This is a genomic window from Propionivibrio soli (genome assembly GCF_025770765.1).
GTDB lineage: Bacteria > Pseudomonadota > Gammaproteobacteria > Burkholderiales > Rhodocyclaceae > Propionivibrio > Propionivibrio soli.
Window position 1 is genome coordinate 210,982 of record NZ_JANZKY010000008.1, and the last position, 22,514, is coordinate 233,495.

The 22,514-nt window shown below is 61.1% G+C and carries 15 protein-coding genes; 7 read left to right on the forward strand and 8 right to left on the reverse strand.

Annotated elements, in window-relative coordinates; genetic code table 11:
• Positions 1-86: 86 nt before the first annotated feature.
• Positions 87-557 carry a YbhB/YbcL family Raf kinase inhibitor-like protein gene (locus NZ453_RS11510; protein ID WP_263770727.1) on the reverse strand — a complete coding sequence of 157 codons (471 nt, stop codon included), beginning with the start codon at positions 555-557 and terminating at the stop codon, positions 87-89.
• Between the two features lie 195 nt (positions 558-752).
• Between NZ453_RS11510 and NZ453_RS11515 the strand changes: the two genes are divergently transcribed.
• Positions 753-4,544 carry an EAL domain-containing protein gene (locus tag NZ453_RS11515; RefSeq protein ID WP_263770728.1) on the forward strand — a complete coding sequence of 1,264 codons (3,792 nt, stop codon included), beginning with the start codon at positions 753-755 and terminating at the stop codon, positions 4,542-4,544.
• On the opposite strand, the gene NZ453_RS11520 is transcribed toward NZ453_RS11515, so the two are convergent.
• From NZ453_RS11520 to NZ453_RS11550, 7 genes are all read right to left on the reverse strand, one after another.
• Positions 4,534-5,679, reverse strand: a complete 1,146-nt coding sequence (locus tag NZ453_RS11520) for an ABC transporter substrate-binding protein (protein ID WP_263770729.1) — start codon at positions 5,677-5,679, stop codon at positions 4,534-4,536. The genes NZ453_RS11515 and NZ453_RS11520 overlap by 11 nt on opposite strands.
• A 458-nt stretch (positions 5,680-6,137) precedes the next feature.
• On the reverse strand, positions 6,138-6,989 hold the full coding sequence (thiD, locus tag NZ453_RS11525; RefSeq protein WP_263770730.1) for a bifunctional hydroxymethylpyrimidine kinase/phosphomethylpyrimidine kinase: 852 nt from the start codon (positions 6,987-6,989) through the stop codon (positions 6,138-6,140).
• Between the two features lie 141 nt (positions 6,990-7,130).
• A complete protein-coding gene (locus tag NZ453_RS11530) occupies positions 7,131-7,838 on the reverse strand; it encodes an ABC transporter ATP-binding protein (RefSeq protein WP_263770731.1) in 708 nt (235 codons plus the stop codon).
• On the reverse strand, positions 7,831-8,643 hold the full coding sequence (locus NZ453_RS11535; protein WP_263770732.1) for an ABC transporter ATP-binding protein: 813 nt from the start codon (positions 8,641-8,643) through the stop codon (positions 7,831-7,833). Before NZ453_RS11535 ends, NZ453_RS11530 begins: the two co-directional genes overlap by 8 nt.
• On the reverse strand, positions 8,630-9,874 hold the full coding sequence (locus NZ453_RS11540; RefSeq protein WP_263770733.1) for an ABC transporter permease subunit: 1,245 nt from the start codon (positions 9,872-9,874) through the stop codon (positions 8,630-8,632). Before NZ453_RS11540 ends, NZ453_RS11535 begins: the two co-directional genes overlap by 14 nt.
• Positions 9,875-9,889: 15 nt before the next feature.
• On the reverse strand, positions 9,890-10,798 hold the full coding sequence (locus NZ453_RS11545) for a branched-chain amino acid ABC transporter permease (protein ID WP_263770735.1): 909 nt from the start codon (positions 10,796-10,798) through the stop codon (positions 9,890-9,892).
• Between the two features lie 235 nt (positions 10,799-11,033).
• Positions 11,034-12,155, reverse strand: a complete 1,122-nt coding sequence (locus NZ453_RS11550) for a branched-chain amino acid ABC transporter substrate-binding protein (protein ID WP_263770736.1) — start codon at positions 12,153-12,155, stop codon at positions 11,034-11,036.
• A 692-nt stretch (positions 12,156-12,847) separates the two neighbouring features.
• Between NZ453_RS11550 and NZ453_RS11555 the strand changes: the two genes are divergently transcribed.
• The 6 genes from NZ453_RS11555 to arsC all read left to right on the forward strand — a co-directional run bounded on the left by NZ453_RS11555 (position 12,848) and on the right by arsC (position 22,149).
• Entirely contained in the window at positions 12,848-14,956 is a 2,109-nt protein-coding gene (locus tag NZ453_RS11555) for an AAA family ATPase (protein ID WP_263770737.1), read from the forward strand.
• A 200-nt stretch (positions 14,957-15,156) separates the two neighbouring features.
• Complete coding sequence (locus NZ453_RS11560; RefSeq protein WP_263770738.1) at positions 15,157-17,625, forward strand: glucose/quinate/shikimate family membrane-bound PQQ-dependent dehydrogenase; 2,469 nt, start codon at positions 15,157-15,159, stop codon at positions 17,623-17,625.
• A 106-nt stretch (positions 17,626-17,731) separates the two neighbouring features.
• Complete coding sequence (locus NZ453_RS11565) at positions 17,732-18,379, forward strand: alanyl-tRNA editing protein (RefSeq protein ID WP_263770739.1); 648 nt, start codon at positions 17,732-17,734, stop codon at positions 18,377-18,379.
• A gap of 135 nt (positions 18,380-18,514) precedes the next feature.
• Entirely contained in the window at positions 18,515-20,938 is a 2,424-nt protein-coding gene (locus tag NZ453_RS11570) for a penicillin-binding protein 1A (RefSeq protein WP_263770740.1), read from the forward strand.
• Between the two features lie 55 nt (positions 20,939-20,993).
• Positions 20,994-21,671: a CBS domain-containing protein gene (locus NZ453_RS22060; RefSeq protein WP_263770741.1), complete on the forward strand. Its 678-nt coding sequence runs from the start codon at positions 20,994-20,996 to the stop codon at positions 21,669-21,671.
• A 112-nt stretch (positions 21,672-21,783) separates the two neighbouring features.
• Complete coding sequence (gene arsC / locus NZ453_RS11580) at positions 21,784-22,149, forward strand: arsenate reductase (glutaredoxin) (RefSeq protein ID WP_263770742.1); 366 nt, start codon at positions 21,784-21,786, stop codon at positions 22,147-22,149.
• Positions 22,150-22,514: the final 365 nt, after the last annotated feature.

The window sequence follows — 22,514 nt, forward strand, 5'->3', positions numbered from 1 at the left end:
ATCGTGGCGGCGGTTGAGCCACCACCGGATTTCGCGGCAAAAAGCCGGCCCGGCAGCACCACAGGCATGGCAACGCGGCACGCGCCTCATTGCCCTTTCTGATAAGTGCCGATCAACTCCGCCTGCGCGACGACATGCCCGGCCATCGCCTCCAGCAACGCCTTCTTGGTAGGGGTGCCGAGATCGGGCAGGATCGTATCGAGTGCGTAGAGCTTGTGAAAATACCGGTGGCGCCCGATCGGGGGGCACGGGCCGCCGTACCCCGTGCGCTGCCAGTCGTTCAATCCTTCCAGCGCCCCGGGCGGCAAATCTTTCACGGCCTCCGGCAAACCTTCGCAGGTAGCCGGAATGTTGTACAGAATCCAGTGCACCCAGACGCGCTTCGGAGCGGCAGGATCCGGTGCATCCGGGTCGTCCTCGATCAGCACCAGGCTCTTCGCCCCGGCGGGTACCCCTGACCACGACAGCGGCGGCGACACATTGGCGCCTTCGCACGTATGTTTTTTCGGTATCGATCCCTGATGCGCGAACGCACTCGACGTGATCGTCAGGCTCATGATGTCCTCCTTCTACGGTCGGCTCGAAAAGCAAAAGTATGGGCGGCGATCCGGAGCCGCGCAACCATCACTTGGAGACCATCGATCCGCTCGTTGCGGCCGGCCAGCGGGTCTGCCGACGACGAAACGGGACGCCATTGGTCACCGCACCGGTTCGGCGTATTCTTCTTGAAAAAGGACGCACGACGCCTATTGATGAGCAGCAATAGTTCCCGCCCGGCCATCCCCCTACGCCGCAGTCTCGAACTGCGCGTAGGCACGTTGGTTTGCAGCGCCGCCATCCTCGTCGGCGCGGGCTATTACGAGTTCAGTTTGCAACCGATGGCGGCTCAAATTGCCGAGGAGCAATTCACCGCCGCCGCGGCTCAACTCGAAGCGGGGATGGACGGCGTGTTCCAGCCGGCAGAGCAAATCCTCAAGATGAGTCGCGGCTGGTTGCAGCAACGACCGCCCGACATCGACTCGGCAGACGAATTCAACCGCATTTTCCAACCCGTCCTTCAAACATTGCCGCAAGCGACCTCGATCGTTGCCGGTACGTCGGTCGGTGAAGGCTGGATGCTCTTGCAACGCCCCGACGGCGGCTGGACCAACCGCCTGACCGATCTTCGCCGTTGGGGAAATGATCATCTCTTCTTCGAGCGGGAAGCGGGTGGCCGGTCCATGCGGAGCTGGAAGACACTCGACTACGATCCGCGGCAGCGCGCTTGGTACAAGGCGGCGATTGCACAACGCGAGGACGTGCGCTGGACCGATCCCTATACGTTTTATACGACGGGCGACCCGGGGATCACCGGCGCACTCGCTTTTTCGTTGCGTGACGGGCGCGATTTCGTCGTCGGCGTCGATCTCAAGCTACGCGACCTTTCCATAATCACCATGAGTGCCCATGTGGGCGTGCGAGGCATGGCCGCCGTATTGACGGACGACCTACGCGTCCTCGGACTGCCCGCTCCGTCGGAATCGTCCGTTGACGCGCGCTGGCTGGAGGAGGTCCTCAAGCCGGCTCGGGAATTACCGCTGCCGGCCTTAGCCGCAGCCCTTGATGCTTGGGAAGAATCGAGTCGAAAAGGAACGGTAAGTTTCGTAGCCGAGGGCGAACGCTGGCTCGCGCGCTTTCACTCACATGAACTCGGCGACCGCAAGTTGTGGATCGCCACGCTGGCTCCCGAATCGGATTTCGTGCCGAACTGGTTGTCCGTGGTGGGCCCGCTGCTCGGTGCTCTGGCATTGGCTCTCGCGAGCGTGTTGCTGTTCTCGCGTCGTCAGGCGGGGAGTATCGCCCGCCCACTGGAAGAGCTCGTTCTGGCGAGCGATCGCATCGGGCACCTCGATTTTCACGCCGTGGCGATCGACAAAGTCGAATTTGCCGAGATCGGACAGCTGGCAGCCGCCTACGAACGGATGCGGCAGCTGCTCGAGGACGACCAGCATCAGATCGCGGCTCAAAGAGAGGCGCTGCACAACCAAATATCCGCCTTGCGCGCGACGGAGGATAAGCTTCGGGAAAGCGAAACGCATTACCGCCTGCTGTCCGAGAATGTCTCGGACATCATCTGGAAACTCGACCGCAACTTCTGCTTCACCTATGTGAGCCCAGCCGACGAACGACTGCGCGGGTTCTCCGCCGATGAGGTGATCGGCCGCCATGTCCTGACGATGATGACTGAGGAGGGCGTCGCGGCGGTCAAGGAAAGGGTCAGGCAACGGCTGAGCGACAACGAGCGGCAGCATGACGACGAACCGATCACCATTATCGCGCAGCAGCGTTGCAAGGACGGACGGCTTATCTGGACCGAGAGCCTGGTGACTGTTGGCCGTGCGCCTGATGGGCCTGTCACCGGCTACTACGGGATCACGCGCGACATCACCGAACGGCGTAAGGCGGAGGAAGATTTGCGCGCCAGCGAGAACCGTCTGTTCACTATCCTCGAGAACGTAGACGCCTGCATCTATCTCAAGGACATGCAGGGCAAATACCTGTTCGCCAACCGGGCGGTACGGGACCTTCTCCAGCTCAAGGAGGCGACTGACATTGTGGGCCACGGCGATGAGCGATTTTTCTCCGACGCGACGGCCGCCAATATCCGGCGGAATGACGTTCGGGTTTTGCTCGGCGGAGAAACCGTACGGGCCGAGGAAAACAACCTCGTTTCTGCGACCGGCGAGCGTCGCATTTACCAGTCCACCAAGTTGCCTCTCCGCCGGGAAAACGGTGAAATCTACGCGCTCTGCGGGATCTCGACCGACATCACCGAACTCAAGGAGCATGAAAGCCAACTCAAACACATTGCCCACTATGACACGCTAACCACTCTACCCAACCGCGTGCTGCTCGCAGATCGTCTGCACCAGGCGATGGTTCAATCCACCCGCCATGGCAAGCCGCTGGCGGTCGTCTATCTCGACCTCGATGGCTTCAAGGCGATCAACGATCGCTACGGCCACCAGACAGGCGACCAGCTGCTCGTCGTCCTGGCCAGCCGGATGAAAAAAGCGTTACGCGAAGGCGACACACTGGCCCGTTTGGGCGGTGACGAGTTCATTGCCGTCTTGCTCGATTTGCCCGACATGGCGGCCAGCGAACCGATGCTCATCCGCCTGCTCAGCGCCGCCGCGCAGCCCGTGTCAATCGGCGACGTTTCCATGCAAGTGTCGGCGAGTCTAGGAATCACGACCTACCCGCAGCTCGAAGACGTCGACGCGGACCAACTGCTTCGGCAAGCCGATCAGGCCATGTACCAAGCCAAGCTGGCGGGCAAGAACCGTTATCACATTTTCGATGCCGAACAGGATCGTACGGTGCGCGGACATCACGAAAGCGTCGAACGCATCAGGCGCGCACTGAGCGAGCGCGAATTCGTCCTACGCTACCAGCCGAAAGTGAACATGCGTACCGGCAAAGTGATCGGCGTCGAAGCGTTGATCCGCTGGCAACATCCCGAACGCGGCCTGATTCCACCCGCGGACTTTTTGCCGGTCATCGAGAATCATCCGCTTGCCGTCGACATCGGCGACTGGGTGATCGACACCGCACTCGGCCAATGCGAGGCCTGGCGTGCAGAAGGACTCGATGTTCCGATCAGCGTCAATGTCGGCGCCTATCAGCTGCAACACGCCGATTTTCTCGAACGGCTCGAACGAATCCTCGCCGCGCATCCGTCCATCGGGAAAGGCGTGCTCGAAATGGAAGTTCTGGAGACCAGCGCGCTCGAAGACCTCGCCCGTGTCTCGGAAGTCATCGCCGCCTGCCGGCAACTCGGCGTGACCTTCTCCCTCGACGACTTCGGCACGGGTTATTCGTCGCTCACCTACCTGAAGCGACTCTCCGTCAACCTGCTGAAGATCGATCAGAGTTTTGTGCGCGACATGCTGGACGACCCCGACGACTTGGCCATCCTGGTCGGCGTGTTGACGCTCGCAACAACCTTCCGTCGACAGGCGATAGCAGAAGGGGTGGAAACGGTTGAGCACGGCCGCATGCTGTTGCAACTGGGATGTGAGCTGGCACAAGGATACGGCATTGCCCGGCCGATGCCGGGTGAGGACATCCCGCGCTGGGCCGCATCATGGCGTCCGGATTCGGTATGGAGTACGGCAAAGACGGTCAGCCGTGACGACCTTCCCCTGCTTTTTTCCGGTGTCGAGCATCGCGCTTGGATCACGGCACTCGGCGCTTTCTTCTGTGGGGAACGCGACGACTTACCTGGCATATCGTCCGAATGCCGGTTTACTACATGGCTCGAATTCGAAGGTCGATCGCGACATGGTCACAAGGCTACGTTCGCGCAGCTCACCGAAGTCCATCGTCGGATGCACGATCTCGGCGCCGATGCGCTGCGGCTTCATTCCCAAGGGCACACGGGCCAGGCCATGGAGGAGTTGGACCGCCTCCATGGCCTGCACGAAGAGTTCGCACGCAAACTGCATGCGCTAGTTTCTGGACGGGCCGCTTCGGGGAAACCGGCCGACGGGGCTAGTGGATGATCGTCCCGTCCTTACCGATCATCGTGATGTCGACGAAACGCGAACCGTCTCCGGTGCCGTTCTTCTTGTAGTCGACCGTCATACCGCCTAGGTCGATTTCCGGCAGGCTGTCGAGCGCAGCGACGAGATTGGCACGCGTCGGCTCTCGCCCGGCGCGGCGTATCGCTTCGACCATCAGTTTGGCCGCGACGAATCCCTCAAGGCTCGCATACGACAACGGTACCGGCTCCTTGGCCGTCGGCAAGAGTTGCTGAAACTCCTTGACCACAGGCGAGATGGGGTTCCAAGGATAGGGCACCACCTGTGAAATGATGACACCGCGACCTTCCTTATCGATGGCTTTGAGGAACTCGTCGGTCGTTGTATTGGATAGCGTCACGAAACTGACCCCGACGTTATCCTTTTTCAGCATGCGTACGAACTGCGCGCACGCTTTCGGCGTGCATGCCATCGCGATGACTTGGGGTTCGGCCTTCACCAGCTTCGCGGCCGCCGGCTTGAGGTCCATGGTCTTGCGATCGTAGCTTGCCACCGCCACCGGCTGCAGACCGCGTGCCTTCAACGAGGCTTGAAACCCCGCGAGCGCATCTTCGCCGAACGAGTCCTCCTGGTAGAGGATGGCGATCTTCTTGATGCTCGACGACGCCAAGTGCTCCACAATGCGCATCGCTTCGGTTTGGTAGCTCGCTCGCAGGTGGTAGACCATCTTGGCTTTTGGACCCCGGATGGACTGCGCGCCAGTAAATGGCGCGATCAACGGTACCCCTTCGGCCTGGATCAACGGCACGACGGCCTCGACGCTCGGCGTCGAACGATACCCGAACAGGGCCAGCACCTTGTGTTCGTTGATCAGCTTCTTCGTGTTCGCGATCGTGCGTTCCGAATCGCGCGCATCGTCAAGCGAAATCAGCGCAATCTGCTTCCCATTGACGCCGCCGCGCTTGTTCACGGAATCGAAATAAAGCTGCGCGCCAAGCGCATTTTCCTTCGCCACGCCTTGCCCGCTAAACTCTCCGGATTGGCCGATGCGCAGCGTTCCCGCCTCATCGGCAATCGACGCCGAAACTGAAACGAAAGCGACGGCCGGCACCGCCGCAAGGCATAGCTTGCGAATCCAACTCACTCTGTTTGACATGTCTCCCCTCCCCGGGAATCGAATCAAAGAATGCGTCTCCGGTCTCTATCGAACCGCGCGACGCTGGAACTGAGTGCTTCAGACAGAGCGATTATCGCCCCATGCGCCATAACGACCCGCTACTGACCTCTTCTCCGCAAATCGGCTCACCCATCGACATATCGGGGCGTCGGAGAATAGTTTTGTTCGTTGGAAACTGCCGCGACTTCCCGCAATTAAGGAAAGCCATTCGATCAAGCTTTTGTCATCGTAACATCGAATGGTGGGGAACGAAGAAACCGTTTGTCAGGTCGAGTTGACATTTGGGCAACGGGAGCCCGGCTTCTTTATGTACTTGTAGCAGAAGGAAAACGTCCGGAACGGGATACTAACGGCCGTTAGTTCGCCGGCATAGAAAGGCCCGCGGCAAGCCGTCCAATTGCTCGGCCTGCGCACCTCTGGGCAAACTGGGCTTGTGGTTAGGCTATGACTATCGGCTTGAGAACAGCCGCCCGCGGCGCGTGGCCGTGGTTGAGCGGACCGCTGCCTTTTCCGGTGAGCACCTGGGCACCGGAGGTCATCGCGGCACGGACGAAAGCGCGGCCGCCTTCGACCGCTTCAATCAGGGTGGCACCGAGGGCCAGATGAGCCGCGATGGCACTGGAGAGCGTGCACCCCGTGCCATGTGTATTTGGGCTCGCAATGCGGGGAGCCACCATCCAACGAGCCTTTCCGTCGGCTTCGAGCAGCAAGTCGGCGACCTCTTCGCTTGGTAGGTGGCCTCCTTTGAGCAGCACGGCCCGCGCACCCCGACCCTGTAAGTCACGGGCAGCGCGTTCCATGTTCTCGCGCGAGTGCAGCGGATAACCGACAAGCAAGGCCGCCTCATCGAGATTTGGGGTAATCAGGCTGGCACGAGGAAACAAATCGCTGACCAGAACGCTCATCGCGTCCTCGTCGATCAGGACGGCGCCACTCGTCGCCACCATGACGGGATCGAAGATCACGTTCTTGAGTGCATGCCGGTCGAGTGCTTCAGCAACCGCGCGTACGATCTGCGGTGCATGCAGCATGCCGATCTTAGTCGCGTCCACACCGATGTCTTCGACCACCGCGTCGATCTGATCGGTGAGCATTTGCGGCGGTACGCTGTGAATGGCACGCACGCCGCGCGTATTCTGCGCCGTCAGCGCCGTGATCGCCGTCATGCCGTAGCATCCCAGCGCGGCAAATGTTTTCAGATCGGCCTGGATACCGGCGCCGCCGCCGCTGTCGGAACCGGCAATTGAGAGCACCCGCGGGTACTCGTACTTGAACGGAACTGCGCTCATCTCGTTTTCCTGAATCGCTCGGCGCGGGAAGCGCCAGAACTTCGTGAAGGAAACTTCTTACGGGGCCGCTGCCGAGTCTCGGAATGTGATCTGCGAGGGCTCGCGCGGCGATCGTCGGCAAACCTCGCTACGCTAGAGTGCTTACATTCCGAGGTAGGCTCGCTTGACGTCCTCGTTACTGAGCAAGTTTTCGGCCCGGTCTTCGAGCGTGATCGCGCCGTTTTCCATTACATACCCGCGATGCGCGATCTTCAGTGCCTGATTGGCGTTCTGTTCGACCAGGAAGACAGTCGTATTGCTTTCGCTATTGATCTTTTTGATGATCTCGAAGATGTGCTTGATGATCAACGGCGCCAGACCCAAGGACGGCTCGTCCAGGAGCAGTAGAGACGGCCTCGCCAGCAATGCACGCGAAATGGCAAGCATCTGTTGTTCGCCGCCGGACAGCGTTCCTCCCGCCTGATTACGGCGCTTTTCGAGGATCGGAAAACGCCCGAACACGTACTCGATGTCCTGCTTGATACCGGCCTTGTCCTGCCGCAGATAGGCGCCCATCTCCAGGTTTTCGATCACGCTCATTTGCGGGAAGATGTGCCGGCCTTCGGGCACCTGGCAGATGCCCAGACTGACGATTTTTTCAGCGCCGAGATGATGGATCGGTTGTCCGCGAAACAGGATTTCGCCGTGGCGCGGCGGCGTAACCCCACAGATCGACATGAGCGTCGTACTCTTGCCGGCGCCGTTGGCGCCGATCAGCGTCACGATCTCGCCTTCGTTGATCGTCAGGGAGACGTTCTTCAGCGCCTGGATATTGCCGTAGTAGGTCTGAATATTGCGTACTTCAAGCATGAGCTTCCTCACCGAGATAGGCCTCGATCACCTTCGGGTTCTCCTTGATCTCCTTCGGCGTTCCCTGCGCAATTTCCTTGCCGTACTCCATCACGCAGATATGGTCCGAGATATTCATGACGAGCTTCATGTCGTGCTCGATAAGCAGTATCGCCACGTTCTCCTCGTCCCTGATGCGCGTGATCAGTTCGTCGAGTTCATGCGTTTCCTGCGGGTTCATCCCCGCCGCTGGCTCGTCGAGCAGAAGCAGGAAAGGTTCGGTAGCCAGTGCCCGAGCGATCTCGAGCCGCCGTTGCGCCCCGTAGGAGAGGTTGCGGGAATATTCGTCAGCGACGTCCGCGAGGCCCACCTTCTTTAGCAACTGATAGCTCGTATCGATCGACTCGCGTTCCTCGCGCGCCGACCGGCTTGTCCCGAGAATCGCGTCGAGGATCGTCGTGCCGGTGCGGCAATGACGCCCGATCATCACGTTTTCGAGCACCGTCATCGCCGGGAACAAGCGGATGTTCTGGAACGTCCGCGCCATGCCGAGGCCGGTGATGCGATTCGGCTTCATGCCATTGATGCGCCGCGTTGCCCCATCGGCCGTATGAATCCGTACGTCGCCCGTTGTCGGTGTGTAGATCCCCGTTACGCAATTGAAGAACGTGGTTTTGCCAGCGCCGTTCGGCCCGATCAGCGCCACGATCTCACCGGCATGGATATCGAGGCCAACGTTATCGACGGCTCGCAGGCCGCCGAAGTCCATTGTCAGGCCGCTGACTTCAAGGAGTTTCTTCCCACCACGTGTGCTACTTGCCGCCATCGTTACTCTCCACATCAGCGGTATCGTATTCGTATTTGCGCCGCATATTGTTGATCAACCCTTGCGGCCTGAAGATCATCATCAGCACCATCACGGCGCCGAAAACCAGCATCCGATATTCGGCAAAGGCGCGCAGGTATTCGGGGAGGAGTTTCAGCGCCAGCGACGCGATGATCACGCCGAGGATCGAGCCCATGCCACCGAGCACGACCATGGCGAGAACCATCGCCGAATCCATGAAGGTAAAGCTGTCCGGATTGATGAAGTTGTTATGTGCCGCGAAGATCACGCCCGCCAACCCAGCCCAAAAGGCACCCAGCGCGTACGCCGAGAGCTTGGTACGCGCCATGTCCACACCCATCGCGACGCACGCGATCTCGTCCTCGCGCAGCGCCATCCATGCGCGACCGACACGCGAGTTCTTCAGCCGATTGGTGACGAAGATGGTGACCGCCACGAGCGCCAACACGATGTAGTAGGTATAGATCGACTTCTCGCGCCCATCGAGCGGCAAGCCGAAGAAATCCGGCCGCGGGATCCCCGCGATGCCCGCCGCACCGCCGAACACCGTGTCCCAGTTTTCCAGAACGATCTTGGTGATCGAGCCGAAGCCGAGGGTGACAATGGCCAGATAGTCGCCGCGCAGGCGCAGGATTGGAAAGCCGAGCACGACGCCGAACAGCATGCCCATGACCCCACCGAGCGGCAAGCACATCCAGAACCCGAGTCCGAAGCCCTTGGCGAGCAACGCGTAGGTATAAGCACCGACCGCAAAAAACGCGATGTAGCCGAGGTCAAGCAGTCCGGCAAGGCCGACGGTAATGTTGAGACCGAGTCCAAGCACGACGAAGATCAGCGCGCTGACCATGACGTTGACGTGGTAGAAGTTCTGCGTCGTGGACACGGCCCACGGAAAGATCAGCGCAATCAAAGCCGCGGCGAGTAGCACGCGACGACTGAGTACCGGATCGTCGGCAAGCCGCTGGGCCAGCGACGGCCGATCCTTTTCTGGATGTGGCTCGGCGGCTACCTTGGCGCGCTGAGCGGCCCGCCGCTCAATCGAGAATTGCCAGAACCAGGCGATCGCGAAAGCACAAATACCGACCCAGACCAGGTTCGACCAGCGCCACTCGACTTCGCGGCTGACGGTGTTCACCCGCACCACCATCAGCGGCAGGGTGAGGAACATGAACCAAAGGCCGATACCCAAAGAACGTTTCAAGTGAGACATTTTGTATCTTCCCCCTTACACCTTCTGCTTGACGGCCTTGCCGAGCAGACCGGCGGGGCGCAGGATGAGAATCAGAACGAGCAGGCCGAACGCGAAAACGTCCTCATAGGCGCTCGAGATATAGCCGGCACCGAAGGTTTCCGCGACACCAAGGACGAGGCCACCGAGCACCGCTCCCGGGATGTTGCCGATGCCGCCGAGCACCGCCGCGGTGAACGCCTTGATGCCGGCCATGAAACCGATCGCGCTGTTGATCTGTCCGGTACGCGACGCGATGAGCACACCGCCGATCGCTGCCAATACCGAGCCGATGATGAATGTCGCCGAGATCACGCGGTCGACGTTTACACCAACCAAACGCGCCATCACCATGTCCTGCTGAGTCGCCCGCATCGCCTTGCCGATGCGCGTGTATTTGATGAGCACGGTAAGCGCGATCATGGTCACCGTCGTGACGGCGAGGATCACTACATCGACCGAACTCATGAATTGCGTCAGGTCACCGAGGAATTCGAAGTCCGGAACCAGTTCGGGGAAGGGCAGGAAGTCCGGCGTCTGCACCAACTGCACATAGTTCATCAGGAAGATCGAAGCGCCGATTGCGCTGATCAAGGGGGAGAGGCGCGGTGCGTTGCGCAAGGGCCGGTAGGCGATCTTCTCCAGCGTGTAGCCGTAAGCGGCGGCATAGATGACGGCGATCAGCGCGGCCAGCGGCAGGATGCCGAGTCCGCTGTAGCCGGTCAGCGTCAGTACGCCGGCGACAATGAACGCGACGAAGGCGCCGATCATGTAAATCTCGCCGTGCGCAAAGTTGATCAACTGAATGATGCCGTACACCATGGTGTAGCCAAGTGCGATCAGGGCGTAGATGCTCCCCTTTACCACCCCACCGCATAGCAACTCGAACAAATACTGAAAATCCATGGAAAAACCGTTTCGATAGGAATGGGAATTGCCGTGACGAAGTCAGACGGCAGAGGTCGTGTTGTGGTTATTGGTGACCATCAAAAAACCGGGAGGGGTCAACGACCGCCTCCCGGGTGGTAGTTCGTACTTTGTATTTTTTGTTGTTCCTTTTACCTGTCCGCTAACCGGACCCTCCCTCATCCCCTCACGGTGAGAGATGAGCCCGGCTAACAGAAAGGGATCTCCAGCGGGATTACTTGACCTCGGCGAACGCGCCGTTCTTCACCTGATAGACGGCGAAACCGACACCTTCCGCGTCGCCCTTGGCGTCGAACTTGATCTTGCCAACCGTGGTTTCGACTTGGCTGCTCTTGAGCGCCTTGCCCAGAGCCTCATAGTCGGTGCTTCCTGCAACTTTGACCGCGTTCAGGGCGGCCAGCATCGCGGCGTAGGCCTGGTCGAAGAAGGTTCCCGGCTCTTTGCCGTACTTGGCTTTGTACTCTTCACGAGCCTTGGCGTTCAGCGGGTACTTCGACACGTCCATCGGACCCGTCGCGTACACCCCTTCGGCATCCTTGCCGGCGATCTTCAGGAAACCGTCACCCTTGATGCCGTCCGGACCGATGAAGGGCACATTGATCTTGCGCTTGTTCATCAGCGACAGGAGCTTGGAAGCTTCGGGGTGGTAGCCGCCGAAAATCAACACGTCGGCGCCTTCCTTGCGCAGCTTCTGGATAACGGCCGAGTAGTCCATGGCGCCCGGCTGAATGCCTTCGTACATCACGACCTTGGCCTTGCCGCCTTTTTCGATCGCTTCCTTGGCGAAATCGGCGAAACCTTTGCCGTAGTCGCCCTTGTCGTGCAGGATGGCCACTTTCTTGGCGTTCAGCTTATCGGTGGCAAACGAAGCCGCCAGCATGGCTTGGTCGTCGTCCGGAGCGATCGTCCGATAGAAATTGGGGTACTCGCCGCTCTTGGTCAGCGGAGGATTCGTCGCGGACGGGCTGATGGTGATGATCTTGGCGCCCTTGTAAATTCCAAGAGCGGCCTTGGTTGCGCCGGAGCAGACGTGGCCCAGAACAAGGTTAACACCTTCGGAGACGAGCTTCGTCGCCACGTTGGTCGCGATTTCCGGTTTGCACTGGTCGTCGGCGATCATCAGTTCGACTTTCTTGCCGTTGATGCCACCCTTGGCGTTCACGTCGGCGACAACCATCTCCGCCGCGTCTTTCGACGGCAAGCCATACGGAGCAAGATCGCCGGTATGCGGGCCAGCTACGCCGATTTTTATGGTATCGGCCGCGAGGGCCGGGGCGCTGAGGGCCGCAGCGACGAATGCCGCCGCCGCGAGTTTGACCAAGTTTGATTCTTGCATCAGGGCGTCTCCTTCCGTTCAGACTGAGGTAAACCAAAATTCTCTGGAGCGTAGTTTAAAGCAGTCTGGCGGTCAAGGAAAAATCCCTTGTTTTTCAATCCTCCGGCGAGTATTCGCGATGCGAACAACAGTTGTTTAGGACACGCGAATCAACTCCTCGTCGACGTAGCACGTGAACGGCACTGACCGACGCAAGAAAGCGGCCAGATTGTTCCACCCGCCGGAGGACAACGGCGAAGCGTGGAACAAAGGCGCGCAATTCGGAAGCACTCGGAAACAACCGGGGGCACGAACAGACTACGCTGCGCCCCGGGGACCGGCATTAGGCGGCGTTACCTGAGCCCGAAGAACGAGAGGATCGCAATGATGATAACGATCAAACCCACAAGATAAACGATGCTGTTCATACGGTTTTCCTTTCTTGGCGTAATCGGACTCGAATCGGCTCCCTTTGGAGCCTCCCTAGGCGGCGCACCGTTGCGCACTGAAGCCCGGTGAATACGTCGGCAATGCCCTGCCGGACGAAACGCACTCGCCGGAACCTCGTCCATGCGGCCGACTCAAACCTCGGTCGGGACGTCGGCCTAAACCCGCGGGCAAATGGCGCGCCTGATAGATCGCGCCACGCCGTCGTTCCTTTCCGCCTCGTTGCCCTCGCCGCGTGGCAGAAGATCCTGTCGAGAAAGGGGATCATGTCCGACCTACCGAAACCGGGGGATGCAGCGTCGTCCGGCCTGTGGCCGGCGGTGAAACGCACGGCGGCCCGAATCCAGGACTGGTTTGCCCTGCAGCCGATTGCCGTGAAGCTCCTGGTGTTCACCATCGCCTTGGCGATCCCGGTGACGGCAGGCTATTCCTTCGTCCTGTTGCAGCGGCAGGCGGCCCTTGCGGAACAGGTGAAATCAATGGTCGCCGAAACCCCCGCCGGAGAGAAGCCATGGACGCTCAGCGACCGATTACCCGTCGTGTTCGGCTCGGGGTCCATCCTGGGCTTTCTCGAGGCGCAGCCGATCGACCGCGTGACGGTCATTTACGAACCGCTGATGTGGAACATATCTGAACGAATCGTGCTCATCGAATCGCAGGGGAAGCAATACGCCTACTACCCGAGCGATCTGGAAACCCGCATCTTCACCGATAAGGCGGTATCGGCGCTCTGGGGAAGCAAACTTGTGTTCATCCCGCGCAGCGAGGTACAGGCGACGCACGCCGATCTCCTCGAACGTCTTGACGCGCGCTTTGCCGGTGCCCGACCGCAATCGGAGAAGGACAACTGGATGGGCGTGGCAAGCGGCGTCCTCTCGGCCGTCTTTACGCTCGGTTTGCTCGCTTTTCTCTTCGTCCAGTTGCGTACGCAGTTCAAATCGCTCAAGTTCATCGAAGCGGCGCAGGTGCAAGGATCGATCGACGATCTCGTCGGCATGGACGACATCAAGGGCGAAGTCGCGCAGATCAAGGATCAATACGAGCGGCGCAGCCTGTATGCCGAGTACGGCATCAACAAGCCGTTCAACGTCATGTTCAGCGGCCCCGCCGGCACCGGCAAAACCAAGCTCGCGAGCTATCTCGCCAAGGAATTGCAGCTGCCTATCCTGTTTCACTCGGCCGCCAATCTGGAAACCGGCTTCGTCGCCGGCGGTTCGGGCACCTTGGCACGCATTGTGGCCATGGCCAAGCGTCGCAAACGCTGTATCGTGTTTCTGGACGAGGCGCAGGACCTGTTCATGAAGCGCGGCGGCCGACGCAAATTCGACGACGATACGGCAAACACCTTTCTGTCGATGCTCGACGGCGTACGCAGCCGCGATGAAGCGGAGATCATCTGGATCGTCGCCAGCAATTTCAGTAGCGAGACGATGCAGATGGATGAAGCGATGCTTCGGCGCTTCCAGATGAAAGTCGACTTCCGCATGCCGAACAGCGAGGAGCGCCTCGCCATCATCCACCACTACCTCGACCGCCGCGCAGACAAGGTCCTGCCCGATCTCGACTTGCGCCACCTCGTGGCGGTCACCGAAGGACGCAGCCCAGCCGACCTCGAAACGATCGTCAACCAGGCGGGCATCAGCGCCGTGCAGGCCGGCGAGATGATCGGCGCCGATACGCTGATGCAGGCGGCCGAACGCGTGCTGGTAGGTAACGTCAACACTCAGACGACCAAGGAGCGTGAGCGTGACCGGCGCATCATTGCCATACACGAATGGGGACACTTTCTCGTTGATCTCGAGCGTGAGCGACGACTGACTCATGACGACTGGGACCAGATCCTCGCCGACATGCGGACGATCAAGATTTCGCTCAAGGCCAACCCGCGTACCAACGCGCTTGGTTTCGTCTTCCACAAACAGGGCGCCAATCTGCTCAAGAGCAAGGGCGATATCGAACACGAGATCCGCGTCCTGCTCGGCGGCATGGCGAATGAAGAACTTTTCTTCGGCGAGGAGGGGACGACCAACGGCGCGCACAATGACATCACGCGAGTCACCCAGCTTCTGCACCATGCCGTCGGCGAGATCGGCATGTATCGCAAGACGAGGCTGAACTTCGGCGCCCTGTCGCGCGGGTCGGACGGGCCTCGCCAGCCCGACGAGGAAACGCGCAACATCATGGAGGCGCAGAGCGAACGGCTTTACGCCGAAACGCGGTCGATCCTCGCGCGGCTCAAGCCGCTCACCGAACATCTGGTGGAAAAGCTGCTCGCCGCCAACGAGATGAGCCTGAGCGACGCCTTGCGCGAAGTGCGCGAATTCGAGACCGCTATCCCCCTTTCGAAACACGCGGGATTATTGCGCGCCGAGTAGTTGTCGGCTGGACGCCTGCCACCACAGGCGACTTCACATCGCACCAGCTTTGGCATCGTACCGGGCACGCCATCTGCCGGGGAACGGCGCGTCCGAACCGCGCCCGACGTGGGATCGGCGCCTGCGCACGCCGATCCCAAATACGCGTTCCCAATTCGTCCCAATTCGCATCGGCCACCTTTCCACCGGAGCCCTAGACGATGAATCGCACCCCGAACCGCAGCAAGCTGCTCACGCTGAGCGCCGCCCTGATCGCCCTCATGGCCATTGCTTTCCTCGGCGGCGGCGCCTGGCTCGTATCCCTGGGCGGGTCGTGGTACTACGTCGCCGCTGGAACGGGTCTGCTCATCACCGCCTCTCTGCTTTTTGGAGCGAGACCGACGGCCTTGTGGATATATGCCGCAGTGATACTCGGCACGTTTGTCTGGTCGCTGTGGGAGAAGGGGCTCGATTGGTGGGGCATCGCCGCGCGCGGCGACGTTTTGTTCATCGTCGGCGCTTTCCTCGTCACACCTTGGATTATCCGCCGGCTGCGCTATGCCTCGGCAAGCGACTTCAGCGACGCTGCCCCGCTCGGCTGGGATGGGGGGCGACGTGCCTTGGGGCTTGTACTCGCGGTTTACCTGATCGTCGGCATCGTTTCCTGGTTTGTGGATCCGTATGCCCTGCGCGGGGAATTGCCTGCGGCTCGTTCACCGGGGGTGGCTGGCGCCCCCGGGCCGGATGGACTGCCTGTGCCGGTAGGCGAATGGCATGCGTATGGGCGCACTTCGGAAGGGCAGCGCTATTCGCCGCTCGACCAGATCGTTCCAGGCAACGCGGAAAAGCTCGACGTCGCCTGGACCTTCCACACCGGAGATGTTCGCGGACAGCCCGGCGACCCGGTCGAAACAACCTTCGAGGTCACGCCCCTCAAGGTCGGCAACCGGCTATTCTTGTGCACACCGCATCAATTCGTCATTGCGCTCGACGCCACGACAGGGAAGGAACTGTGGCGTTTCGACCCTCAGATCAAAAGCGGACTCGCGCTGCAACACCTGACGTGCCGGGGGCTCTCGTTTCATCGCCGCGCGGTGGAACCGACCGCGGGTACCACAACACCGTTGTCCGCCGGAGAAAGCGTACCGGCACCTACGCCGGCCGCGGGCGATTGCCCCGAAAAATTGTTTATGCCAACCGCCGACGGCCGCCTGATCGCGCTCAATCCAAACGATGGCTCGCTCTGCCGCCGTTTCGGGGGGACCGGGCAGATCGACCTTTGGACCGGTATGCCGAATGTGCGCCCGGGCAGCTACTACTCGACCTCGCCGGTGACCACCACGCGTAATGTCGTCATCGTCGGTGGAACCGTACTCGACAACGTGTCGACCAACGAAGCGTCCGGCGTCATCCGCGGCTTCGATGTCGAGTCCGGCCAGTTGCTGTGGAAGTGGGATTCGGCACACCCGCAGGAGACTACCCCACTGGCCCTTGGGCAGACCTACGCCGCCAACTCCCCGAACAGCTGGTCGATCATGAGCGCTGACGAGGCGCTCGGTCTCGTCTATATCCCGATGGGCAATCAGCCGCCAGACCAGTGGGGTGCTCAGCGCAGCCCGGACGTGGAACGTTATTCGTCGTCGGTCGTCGCGCTCGAGATCGCGACCGGGCACGTACGCTGGGTTTTCCAGACCGTGCACCACGACCTCTGGGATTATGACGTACCGGCACAACCCAGCCTGATCGATCTCAGCATCGGCGGCACGACGGTGCCAGCGCTCGTGCAAGCGACCAAGCAGGGCGAACTATTCGTTCTCGACCGGCGTTCCGGCGCCCCCCTCGTTCCGGTGCAAGAAGTTCCCGCGCCGCAGGGAGCGGCAGCGGGTGACCGAACGGCGCCCACGCAGCCGGTGTCGGGCGTCTCGTTCAACCCCCCGCCGCTGCGCGAGGCCGACATGTGGGGCGGCACGCCGTTCGATCAGATGATGTGCCGCATTGCCTTTCGTCGCCTCCGCTATGACGGACGCTTTACCCCCCCGTCGACCGGCGGCTCGTTAATCTATCCGGGCAACTTCGGTGTCTTCAACTGGGGGGGCATCGCCGTCGACCCCGTCCGCCAAATCGCGTTCACCACGCCGACCTATCTCGCCTTCGTATCGCAGCTGATCCCGCGCCCGGACAACACGACACCAGTCGTTCAGGGCAGCCGTCGCCCCGACGACAGTTTGCCGGCGCTGAACGAGAATTTTGGCGCGCCCTACGCCGTCAAGCTCCACGCCTTCACCTCACCGTTCGGCATTCCGTGCCAGGCACCCCCGTGGGGCTATGTCGCCGGCGTCGATCTCGCCGATGGCAAGATCGCCTGGAAGCATCGCAACGGCACGGTACAAGACTTGGCACCGATACCGCTCCCCTTCCGCATGGGTGTGCCGAATCTTGGTGGACCGATCGTTACGCGCAGCGGCGTCGCCTTCCTCTCCGGCACCCTTGACTACTACGTCCGCGCTTATGACGTGATCAACGGCAAGGAACTCTGGCGCAGCCGCTTGCCGGCCGGCGGGCAGGCAACGCCAATGACATACATGGGCGACGACGGTCGGCAGTACCTGCTGGTGATTGCCGGCGGCCATGGCTCGTTGGGGACGAAAGTCGGGGACTCGGTGATCGCTTACGCGTTGCCAAGAACCTGACGTGTTCGCCGAGCGGTGGAGTGAAAGAACTTAAGCTCCTCCCTTATGTCCGTCGTTTGCTTCTACAGCCAAGCACGAAGACAATGGAGTTTTTCTTTCGCTCTCCATGCTGCGCAAGCTTTTCTGGGACGATCCCTACCGAACGCAATTGATGACGCGTATTGCGGCGGTCGACGGTTCTTCGGTCATGCTCGAGGAAACGATTCTCTTCGCTTTTTCCGGCGGACAGGAAAGCGACGCCGGGACGATTGCCGGCCGGCCTGTCCTCGGTGCCGCGAAATCCGGGTTCGACGTCGTCTATACCGTATCTGCCGAACACGGACTACGTTCCGGAGACGCCGTCGAGGTGCATATCGACTGGCCGCGGCGCTACACGCTGATGCGTCTGCATTCGGCGGCCGAAATCGTTTTACATCTGGTGTATCAGCTTGTACCGGGCGTCGAGAAAATCGGCGCCCATATTTCACCAGATCGGGCACGCCTCGACTTTGCGCTCAATTTCAACATCGGCAACTTCTTTGAGGAGATTCAGGCATCGTTCGCCACACTGGTTACCGAGAATCGGCCCATCGTGACCGGTTTTTCCGATGCGCCACAGCAACGTCGATTCTGGGAAATCGAAGGCTTTGCACGTGTCCCGTGCGGTGGAACGCATCCGGGTGAGACTGGAGAAATCGGCCAGGTCGCTTTGCGCAGGAAAAACGTCGGCAAGGGCAAGGAGCGAATCGAAGTCACCCTCGTTGCGCCGCGCTGAGCCGCCGCAAGAGCGACTCCCTTGGGTCGAACTCGTGAGGGGTGCCCGATCCGCACATCCTTGGTAGCATTGCACATCGTCTTCTCTAACGGCGGCCACTCGGCGGGTTGATTTTCCGGGCGGCGTCCGTCGTCCATGACTCGAATCGACGCCTTGCGCGCTGCGCTGAAGCAACTCCTTACTCGTGTTCAACCGCGACTCCAGACAGGAGTTGCCGCCGTTCGGGCGCGCATAAAACGCCCAACTCGACGCACCGTCGTACTGACGCTCGCCGCTTTGCCGCTGGCGGCCCTGCTCTACGGTCTGTTGCTGCTGCCGTTCACGCCGAGCATCAGCGACATCCGCAAGGCGAGTTCGGAAAAGCCCGCGATCGTTCTTTCCGCTGACGGTAAGAAAATCGCCGAGTTCAGGCAATCGAACCGCGAATGGGTCAGGCTGCCGCAAATATCCCAACATGTTATCGACGCGCTCCTCGCCACCGAGGACCACCGCTTCTACGATCACTGGGGACTCGATTGGCGCCGTACCGGGGCCGCCATCCTCAACACCCTGCGAGGGAATCCGCAAGGCGGCTCGACGATCACGCAGCAACTCGCGCGTAACCTATATCCCGAAGAGATCGGCCGTGCGCGGACGTTGACGCGCAAAGCCAAGGAAGCAATCACGGCACTCAAGATCGAGGCGGTCTATTCGAAGGACGAAATCCTCGAAACCTATCTCAATACGGTGCCTTTCTTGTACAACGCCTTTGGCATCGAGATGGCGGCGCGGACCTATTTCGACACATCGGCCAAGTCGCTCGACGTGCTGCAGAGCGCAACGCTGGTCGGCATGCTCAAGGGCAACAGCTACTACAACCCGGTGCTCAATCCCGACCGCGCCCGAGAACGGCGCAATCTCGTGCTGGCGCAGATGGTCAAGCACGACAAGCTGCGCCCCGCCGACTTCGAAACGTTGAAGAAGCGCCCCTTGCGACTGGACTTCGAGCGTCAGACGGAACCCCTGGGTCCGGCTCCCCATTTTGCGCAGTATCTCCGCCGCTGGCTCATCGATTGGGCAGACCGTAACGATTACAACATCTATAGCGACGGACTCGTCGTCCGCACGACGATCGATTCGCGTCTGCAGGCACAGGCCAACCAGGCGGTGGCGCGCCAGGGCCAGCAGTTGCAGCAGATCGCCGACACGGCGTGGAACCGGCGCGCCGGATGGGCCGCCACAAATCCGCTCGTCCAAACCTTCATTCGCGAAACGACCGAGTATCGAGCCGCCGTCGATTCGGGACTGACGCCCGAAGACGCCATGAAGCGGCTGCAATCGGACGCCAATTTCATGCGCAACTTACGCCAGCAGAAAACGACGGTGCAGGCCGGCTTCCTGGCTATCGACCCGAGCAACGGACAGATTCGTGCCTGGGTCGGCAGCCGCGACTTCGGCAAGGATGCCTTCGACCACGTGCGGCAGGCGCGCCGACAACCGGGCTCGACCTTCAAGCCTTTCGTGTATGGCGAGGCGTTCCGGCAAGGGATGAGTCCTGACGAGACTTTGATGGACCAGGCGGTGGAAATCGTCGTCGGCCATGGCGATATTTGGCGTCCGAGCGACGGAACCCCGCCGAGCGGCGAAGCCATGAGCCTGCGCGAAGGCTTGGCCCGCTCCAAAAACACGATCACCGCGCAATTGATGCAGAAGGTCGGCCCGGCAAACGTGGCCCGGCTCGCACGCGCCATGGGAGTGCGCCAGAGCACGCTCGAAGAGGTGCCGTCGCTGGCGCTGGGCACGAGTCCGGTCACGCTAAAGGAAATGGTGGCGGCCTACGGCTGCATCGCCAACGAAGGCGGCTACGTCGAGCCCGTCCTCGCGACGCGGATCGAAGATGACAAAGGCAATATCCTTGAGGACTTCGCGCCATTGATGCCGCAGACCGCCTTGCCGAAAAATGTGGCGCACACGTTGCTCGATGTGATGCGCACCGCCATCGACCGAGGCACGGGCGTCGCCATCCGCAGCCGCTTCGGCATCCGCGCCGACGTCGCCGGCAAGACGGGGACGACGCAGGACAACGCCGATGGATGGTTCATCCTGATGCATCCGCAACTCGTGGGCGGCGCGTGGGTCGGCTTTAACGATAGTCGGATAACGCTAGGTGACTATTGGGGCCAGGGAGCGCATAGCGCCTTGCCGATCGTCGGCGACTTCTTCAGTAACGCACTGCGCGCGCGTCTCATCGACGCCAAGGTACGCTTTGCCGCGCCAGAAGAAAGCAGTGAACTGGGGCAACTGTTCGGCCGTGTCGCCGACTGGTTCTCGGGGTTATTCGGCGAGGCACCGAAACCGGAAACGCTCCCGCCGGTGCAACGGCCACGCCAGGCCCCGACGGATTCCGGGGCTCCGCGCACGGCACCATTGCCGCCAATTGAGCCTCCCATGCAGGCGCCTCCACCCGTGGCCTATCCGCCAGCCGGTGGCGCTTCGCTGCCGCCGATCGAGCCGGATCCGGTGCAGCAGATGATCGAGCGGGCGGAGAAGGAACAGGCGGCGCGCCCGAGTATGCCTTGAACTGGAAGCGCACACGCCGTGAGGCCGGCATGGGGCTTCACCGTGGTAACGTAACGTGTCTGCTTTCGAGGACTTCGCGCTTATGTTCTCGCTTTACGGATTAAGTGGCCCGATCTTCCAGGGCACGCTTGAAAGCCTTGGCCGGTTCGCCCCCGTCGCCCCGCGCCCGCCGGTGACCCCGCTGAGGCGCATCGGCGATCAATTTGAAGTAGCGCCGACGACTGAAGAAGGTAGAGGCGGCGGTACTCGCGCCAGCCCGGCGGGACAGGCGGTGGAAGCCTACCAGGCGATGTCGCCGCAGGAGCTCGATCGCGGCCCGCTGTACCTGGCGAATCAGCTTATGCAGCCGGAAGTTATCACCGTGCGCGCCGAGGATGGCGTGACATCGGCATGGAGCACGCTGGTGGGGCACAGGATTCATCAAGCCCCCGTCCTCGACGCCAGCGACCGGTTGGTTGGCATCGTCAGCGAGCGCAACCTGCTCGCCTCGCTGAATGTGGAGGCCGGACAAGTGCGCGACGTAATGGACAAGCGGGTGACGGACGTAATGACGACGCCGGTTGTTGCTGCCAGCCCGGCCACCGACATCCGTCGTATCGCGCGCGTGATGCTCGATCAGGATGTCGATGGCGTACCGATTGTGAACGACAGCGGCGCCCTGATTGGCTTCGTTTCCCGAGGCGACATCCTCGCCGCCGTCGTTCGAGACCCGCCGCTCAGTATCTGGCGGTAAATGCGTCCAAACCGCATCCAAACACCGGATGCCCGCCGGTGATGGAATTTTCCATGAAGGCGGTTGTCACCCACCGGCAACCCAATCCCTCGCCAGACAAAGGAGAAAAGCAATGGCAGACGCTCCCATCACCATCTATCACAACGCCCGCTGCTCAAAAAGTCGTTCGGCATGCGAACTCGTCGCCGAAAAGGGGCTTCAAGCAACGATCATCGAATACCTCAAGACGCCGCCTAACAAAGAGGAACTGCGAGGGCTCCTGAGAAAACTCGGCATGAAGCCGTCAGAACTCGTGCGTCGCACGGAAGACGTTTTCAAGGACCGTTACGCCGGCAAGAATCTCAACGACGAGGAATGGCTGGAAGCGCTCGTCGAGAACCCGGTCCTGATCGAACGCCCCATCGTGGTTCGCGGTAACAAGGCGGTGATCGGCCGACCGCCGGAGAAGGTCCTGGAGTTGATCGCGGACGAGGCTTAGCCTTCTTAGGACCGTCGTGCCAGGCGCGCAGGCGACGTCTGGCGGAAGCGGCCGGGCGCGCCGCACGCACGTGACCTGTGACGAGGGAGGGTCGGGGATCTGGCGCAACCGCTCAAGATCAAGTGCTCAGTTGAAGCGCCGCGAGGCTCGGCATTTCCTCATCCCCCGCGAAGCGGCAACAGAGGAGTTCTTCAGGGTCTTCACATTACCGTCCACAGATGGCCGTTGCCCCCGTTTGCACGTTCAGCCTCTTCTGGTACTCGGCGATAATCAATCCCAAAGGGAACAACGCTTGCTGAAATGGCGTAGATGGCCTCCAGCGTATTGGGTAGCCAGCCTGAGAACGTCGGGGTCGGCACGCCGGT

Coding starts and splice junctions, on each gene's coding strand:
- NZ453_RS11510 (WP_263770727.1), bottom strand. CDS start 557: ATGAGCCTGACGATCACGTCGAGTGCGTTCGCGCATCAGGGATCGATA.
- NZ453_RS11515 (WP_263770728.1), top strand. CDS start 753: ATGAGCAGCAATAGTTCCCGCCCGGCCATCCCCCTACGCCGCAGTCTC.
- NZ453_RS11520 (WP_263770729.1), bottom strand. CDS start 5,679: ATGTCAAACAGAGTGAGTTGGATTCGCAAGCTATGCCTTGCGGCGGTG.
- thiD (WP_263770730.1), bottom strand. CDS start 6,989: ATGAGCGCAGTTCCGTTCAAGTACGAGTACCCGCGGGTGCTCTCAATT.
- NZ453_RS11530 (WP_263770731.1), bottom strand. CDS start 7,838: ATGCTTGAAGTACGCAATATTCAGACCTACTACGGCAATATCCAGGCG.
- NZ453_RS11535 (WP_263770732.1), bottom strand. CDS start 8,643: ATGGCGGCAAGTAGCACACGTGGTGGGAAGAAACTCCTTGAAGTCAGC.
- NZ453_RS11540 (WP_263770733.1), bottom strand. CDS start 9,874: ATGTCTCACTTGAAACGTTCTTTGGGTATCGGCCTTTGGTTCATGTTC.
- NZ453_RS11545 (WP_263770735.1), bottom strand. CDS start 10,798: ATGGATTTTCAGTATTTGTTCGAGTTGCTATGCGGTGGGGTGGTAAAG.
- NZ453_RS11550 (WP_263770736.1), bottom strand. CDS start 12,155: ATGCAAGAATCAAACTTGGTCAAACTCGCGGCGGCGGCATTCGTCGCT.
- NZ453_RS11555 (WP_263770737.1), top strand. CDS start 12,848: ATGTCCGACCTACCGAAACCGGGGGATGCAGCGTCGTCCGGCCTGTGG.
- NZ453_RS11560 (WP_263770738.1), top strand. CDS start 15,157: ATGAATCGCACCCCGAACCGCAGCAAGCTGCTCACGCTGAGCGCCGCC.
- NZ453_RS11565 (WP_263770739.1), top strand. CDS start 17,732: ATGCTGCGCAAGCTTTTCTGGGACGATCCCTACCGAACGCAATTGATG.
- NZ453_RS11570 (WP_263770740.1), top strand. CDS start 18,515: ATGACTCGAATCGACGCCTTGCGCGCTGCGCTGAAGCAACTCCTTACT.
- arsC (WP_263770742.1), top strand. CDS start 21,784: ATGGCAGACGCTCCCATCACCATCTATCACAACGCCCGCTGCTCAAAA.